This window comes from Maribacter sp., from assembly GCF_039968975.1.
Lineage (GTDB): Bacteria > Bacteroidota > Bacteroidia > Flavobacteriales > Flavobacteriaceae > Maribacter.
Map to the genome: position 1 here is coordinate 1 of NZ_JBDVOT010000241.1, position 6,454 is coordinate 6,454.

General features: G+C 36.3%; 5 protein-coding genes. All 5 read right to left on the minus strand.

Annotation, left to right across the window (positions count from 1 at the left end):
• The coding region (locus ABJI11_RS16735) for a hypothetical protein (protein WP_348354792.1) at positions 1-1,215 on the minus strand (1,215 nt) is incomplete at its 3' end.
• A 354-nt stretch (positions 1,216-1,569) separates the two neighbouring features.
• Positions 1,570-2,694 (minus strand): glycerate kinase, encoded by a 1,125-nt coding sequence (locus ABJI11_RS16740; protein ID WP_348354795.1) that lies wholly within the window; start codon positions 2,692-2,694, stop codon positions 1,570-1,572.
• Between the two features lie 320 nt (positions 2,695-3,014).
• Complete coding sequence (locus ABJI11_RS16745; protein ID WP_348354798.1) at positions 3,015-4,556, minus strand: acyl-CoA carboxylase subunit beta; 1,542 nt, start codon at positions 4,554-4,556, stop codon at positions 3,015-3,017.
• 28 nt (positions 4,557-4,584) lie between these two features.
• Entirely contained in the window at positions 4,585-6,057 is a 1,473-nt protein-coding gene (gene accC, locus ABJI11_RS16750) for an acetyl-CoA carboxylase biotin carboxylase subunit (protein WP_348354801.1), read from the minus strand.
• A gap of 93 nt (positions 6,058-6,150) precedes the next feature.
• Positions 6,151-6,454, minus strand: a 304-nt coding sequence (locus ABJI11_RS16755; protein ID WP_348354804.1) for a biotin/lipoyl-containing protein, incomplete at its 5' end; no start/stop codon positions are given.

Genomic DNA, 6,454 nt, shown 5'->3' on the forward strand with positions numbered 1-6,454 from the left:
AAAATCATCATTACTGGTCACAAGTATATCAAAGGTATTATTTTTTTCTACTGATACCGCATCATCTAACGGAATAGGGAAAAAGCTATCAGTAGTATCGTCAAGTAAATTTCCATCTGCATCATCTCCATTATCGGAAAGATCATCTGTATCACCAGAACCGTACGGACTATCAGCCAAAACACTTACCTGATTAATTACTCCGCCTTCTGCAATCTCATTTGCAGTTAACATATGGCTTGCAGTATATTTTGCCACTTCACCAGCTAAAAGCGTACCTTCTGAAGAACTCATTGTTGAAGATGAGAAAGATGGAGCACTACTTAATGTAATTATATTTCCGCTAGCATCTTTGAACGTATCTGTTAAAGCAACATTAGTAATTTTTACATTTCCCGTGTTTTCTACTTCAATAGTATAATCTACTGCATCACCTATAGCAACAGGAGAACTAAAATTATTTACAACTGTCTTTGTTACTTCTATTTCTGGTTCAGCTATAATTAGATTGGATATTACAAACTCAACCTCATCATTAAAACCTAAAAGGCTTCCAGAAACATATACATTCATTTGAATAGATTCCACAGCATCATCCATACGCATGGTACCACCACCCGTTCCTGTTGTTGAACCATTACCACACTCCCCACCATTCGTACTTATTAATGATCCTGAATCTATATTAAAAGTCGTACTGGTGAATTCAAAAATAGGTCCATTTCTACTTAAATTAGACCAAGAACCATTGGTGGATGTAAAAACACCTGTACTTGAACCTGATAATAGAGGGAAAGGTAAAATACTATAAGTTCCTACCTTATCCACATTAATTAAGGGGTTGGTCAAATAAACCTCGTTCCCCGAAGTAGCGTCAAAAAAATGAAATTCCAAAGTGCCTGATATTAAGGAGCTTAAAGAAATTTCTAAAGAAGGACTCCCAAAAATATCTGGAGTTGGATCTCCATAAGTTGTATCAGAAGTACACTCTATTGTTTCATTTCCTAATACAATAACACCACCAGTAACCCTAGCTTCTATTCTAACAAGACCGTCTGAGCTTATAGACTCCCAGGTAGTTGATAGTGGTTTTTGACTCCAAGTAGTGGTTTGTTGCGAATAAGAGGTACTGTTTACTAGCATCATTAGGACAAAGACAAAGAGTCCTTTCCAAAAAGAATTTAGAATAGAATATGTAGTAATCGGTTTAGTCATTGGCTAAAAAAATCCATTAATACTATTTCAGTTTCAATGAATATTAAATCTTATGTTAATTAAAGGTAACAGTAGCCTTGCAGCGATTAAACAAATTGTTGTCAATACACTAATATGGAAGGTATACCAAGTAAAATCTGTGGAAAGTATTAGCTAAACCATTAATTTACAGTACTAAATAATAGTTTTAATAGTTTGATTTTAGTGGTTTACCGATGCTAATTATGACCGTAAAAATATTTGAATATTAAAAAAAGATGAAAGGGAGAATAGGTATTAAAAATAATTAAACAAGAATATACCAAAAGGTATTTCAAATTAATAAAATAACTAGCCAAGAAGAAAATATGTAACCTACTTAATCAAACTTGCAAAATTAAAAGCGGCATTTGCAAGATTGTCATTACTCTGCTCCATAGCTTGTTTTAAGGTAGAAATACCTCTTACAATCGATGCAACGTAAGCTAAACCAAATTCTTGTTGCTGTGCCACGGTTATACTTACCGATCCGCAAAGTGCGGCAACAGGTATTTTATGTAGCTTGGCAGATGTTATTACACCATCTATTGTTTTACCAGACAACGTTTGCTCATCTAACTGACCTTCTCCAGTAATAATCCAATCTGCATTTTTAATGGCTTTATCAAAATCTGCTAGCTCTTTTACCAAATTATTACCAGAAATTAATTCGCCATTTAGAAAAACTAGAGCGCCGCCACCTACTCCGCCAGCAGCACCGGCACCACTTATGTTCTGCAAATCAATTTTATAATGCTTTTTAATAATCTCGGAAAAATTGCACAAACCTTGATCGAGAAATATGATTTCCTTTTCTGAAGCACCTTTCTGAGCTCCATAAATATATGCGGCACCTTGTAATCCATAAAAAGGATTGGTTACATCACATGCTACCTTAAATGTTACAAGATCCAGCTGATTATGCTTATTAGAATCGTCAATTGTTCTTACTTTAGAAAGATTCTTACCTATAGGGGATAATTCTTGTTCGTTTTCATCTAAAAATCGATATCCTAAAGCATTTGCCATACCCATACCACCATCATTGGTAGCACTACCGCCAATACCTAAAATTATTTCTGTTGCACCTTTTTCTAATGCATCATAAATCAATTCTCCCATCCCGTATGTTGTCGTTTCCATGCAGTCAAACTCATCAACATTCAGTAATTTCAATCCAGACGCTTCTGCCATTTCTATGTAGGCGATCTTTGTTTCATCAGAATATAAATAAGATGCATTTATAGGTCTAAACAGCGGGTCGTTTACAGTAATAGTAACCGTTTCTCCTTTTATGTAATGTTTAACCACTTCCATAGTGCCATCACCACCATCTGCCAGCGGTTTTTTTACTATTTCTGCATCTTTAAAAACCATTCTTATACCCTCTTCTACCGCATCGCAAAATTCGAATCCGGTTAGTGAACCTTTAAACTTATCTGGTGCTATTACAAATTTCATCGCTATAAGATTAATTTAAAATATTTGGTAATCCAAAACTAAATAATACTATTACTACAAAGCAGGTCAATTATATTGTCACTTCTCCTTTATCGGAACAGTATTCAAACCTTAAGTCATTTATAACCTTTTCAGTTAGCCTTACAGCTACCAGAAAATACCATCAATAAAATAGCCAAAATAGGTTTCAATAACTCAGTAAACTCTACAATAGTTAGCTCCGAATTGACCACGGTAGACCAATCCGTAGAGATCAAAACGAGCCATATTATAAGAGACTCATCCTTTATGGTCAAAAAGACATTATACGGTAGCTTATATTATAGTGGAATATTACCGTGTTTTTTCCTTGGTAAAACCGCTACTTTATTTTCAAGCATGGTATAAGCCTTTATTAATTTTCGTCTGGTATCTTTCGGCAAAATAACCTCATCTATAAAACCTCTTTGAGCTGCACTGTAAGGGTTTGCAAATAGTTTAGCATACTCCGCCTCTTTTTCTGCCAATTTCGCTTCAGGATCATCTGCAGCGCCTATTTCTTTTCTAAAAATAATCTCACTCGCACCTTTAGCTCCCATTACCGCAATTTCAGCACCTGGCCATGCATAATTTAAATCGGCCCCAATGTGTTTGGAGTTCATAACATCATAAGCACCACCATATGCTTTTCTTGTAATTACGGTAACTTTAGGTACCGTTGCTTCACTTAGGGCATACAGTAATTTAGCCCCGTTGGTTATAATACCGTTCCATTCTTGATCTGTACCCGGTAAAAATCCTGGAACATCTACCAATACTAACAGTGGAATATTGAAACAATCACAAAAACGCGCAAAACGTGCCGCTTTTTTAGAACTATCAACATCTAATACACCTGCTAAACTTATAGGTTGATTAGCGACAATACCAATACTTTTACCTCCTAATCTTGCAAAACCTACCACAATATTATCGGCATAGGCTTCATGTATTTCAAAGAACGAATCTTGATCAATAATACCATTGATGACGGTACGCATATCATAGGGTTGATTTGCGTTTTCCGGAACAATATCTTCTAATACATCACGAACTTCATTACCAAGTTCAAATGGAATATCAGTAGGTTTATCCTCACAGTTCTGAGGCATATAACTAATTATCTGCTTAATTTGATTGATACATTGAATATCATTAGCAGCAGTTAAATGTGTTACTCCAGATTTGGTGGCATGCGTTAATGCACCACCAAGTTCTTCTGATGTTACCTCTTCATTCGTTACCGTCTTCACCACATTTGGTCCTGTCACGAACATATAACTGGAGTTTTCTACCATTAAGGTAAAATCAGTCATTGCTGGCGAATACACCGCACCACCTGCACATGGACCCATAATGGCAGAAATTTGAGGAATCACTCCTGATGCCATTACGTTTTTATGAAATATATCAGCATAACCACCCAAAGAACGAACTCCTTCTTGAATACGCGCACCACCACTATCATTAAGACCAATCATAGGTACACCTATTTTCATAGCCATATCCATGATTTTACAGATTTTTTCGGCATGTGTTTCAGATAAAGCACCACCAAAAACCGTAAAATCTTGTGCAAAAACACAAACTTGTCTTCCATTGATAGTACCATAACCTGTTACTACGCCGTCACCATAAAAGACTTGTTTTTCCATACCAAAATCTTTAGTACGGTGGGTAACTAAAGCCCCCATTTCTTCAAATGACCCTTCATCTAACAAAAAATGAATACGTTCATATGCAGTTAACTTTCCTTTAGCATGTTGCTTGTCAATACGTTCTTGACCACCACCCATTTTACCCAATGCTAGTTTCTCCGCTAATATTTCTTTATTATTTTTCATTGTAACCGTTCAAATCCTTATTGCAATTTTACACTCTACTTTTATGCCAATTAGAGGCAACCATAGTGGGCACTTTTAATGTCTTATCATTCTCCAAATACAACTTCAAAGCAACCAACGCAGCTATTCTTCTTTCTTCTGCATACTGTTTTTCTAACAGCTCTGGAGAATAGAAGTTTTTAACAAAGTGAGTATCGAAATTTCCAGAAGTAAATGCTTCATGCTCACAAACAAATTTGCCAAAAGATAAGGTAGTAGCAACACCTTCTACCTTGTAATCATCAATTGCCTTTATCATTAATTGTATAGCTTCTTCCCTATTTTTACCATAGGTAATCAACTTAGATATCATTGGATCATAGTAAATAGGCACTTCCATACCTTCCTCAAAGCCATCATCTACACGAATACCTTCACCAATAGGCATCTTATAGGTTGATAACGTACCAATACTCGGCATAAAATTCGCTAATGGATCTTCAGCATATACACGTACTTCTAACGCATGACCTTTAATTTTCAAATCGCTTTGCGTAAAAGCCAACTTTTCACCACGAGCTACTTTTATTTGCTGCTCAACCAAATCAATACCAGATATTAATTCAGAAACTGGATGCTCCACTTGCAACCTTGTATTCATTTCCAAGAAGTAAAAATTCTTGTTTTCGTCCAGTAAGAATTCTACCGTACCGGCACCTACATAATCACAAGCTTTGGCTACTTTGATAGCAGCTTCGCCCATGGCTTCCCTAATTTCAGGAGTTAATACTGCAGACGGAGCTTCTTCAACTACCTTTTGGTGCCTTCTTTGTACACTACATTCCCGTTCAAATAAATGAACCGTATTACCATGCGTATCGGCTAAAACTTGAATTTCTATATGTCTGGGTGAGCCTACATATTTTTCTATAAATACGGAACCATCGCCAAAAGCAGCTTGCGCCTCACTGATAGCCCGCTGCATTTGTTCCGGTAAATCTTTTAAGTTTTCGACAACTCTCATTCCCTTACCGCCACCGCCAGCAGATGCTTTTATTAAAATAGGAAAACCTATTTGCTTAGCTACCTTTTCAGCCAAGGCAACATCTGTTATTGCTTCTTCAATACCGGGCACCATAGGTATATCATAATCACGAACCGCCTCTTTTGCAGCAAGCTTATTCCCCATAACCTTAATAGCACGGGGCTTAGGACCTATAAACGTGATGCCGTTATCTTCGACCATTTGGGCGAACACTGCATTTTCACTTAAGAATCCGTAGCCTGGATGAATACCTTCCGCTCCAGTTACTTTTGCCGCATCTATAACTTTTTCCATTACCAGATAAGATTCTGATGATGGCGCAGGACCTAAAAGAACTGCTTCGTCAGCAAACTTTACATGTGGAGAATGGCGATCAACTTCTGAATAAACGGCAACTGTTTTAATACCCATCTTTTGGGCGGTCTTCATTATTCTTAAAGCTATTTCACCTCTATTGGCTATCAGTATTTTTTTCATTAAAACTTAATTTAATCGATTGTCGAAATCTAATTTCTCAGTATGTATCCCAGAAATTAATAAGATACTTTTTTATACATATGACGATGGATATTATTCCATTTCAATTATTAATTGTGCTTTTTCTACCGCATCATCTTTCTTCACCTCAATGGACTTTATAGTTCCTTCTCCTTGAGCAAGGATAATATTTTCCATTTTCATGGCAGATAAAACCAATAAGGGGGTACCTTCAACAATCTCCTGCCCTACCTCAACCATAACATCAACAATTAGCCCGGGCATTGGTGCTTTTACTTCATTAAGTTTTTGGGTAGTTACCGCTAATAATCCCATTTTTTTCACCTGTTGATCGTATTCATCTTCAAGCTTAACCTCATATATATTTCCATTAATA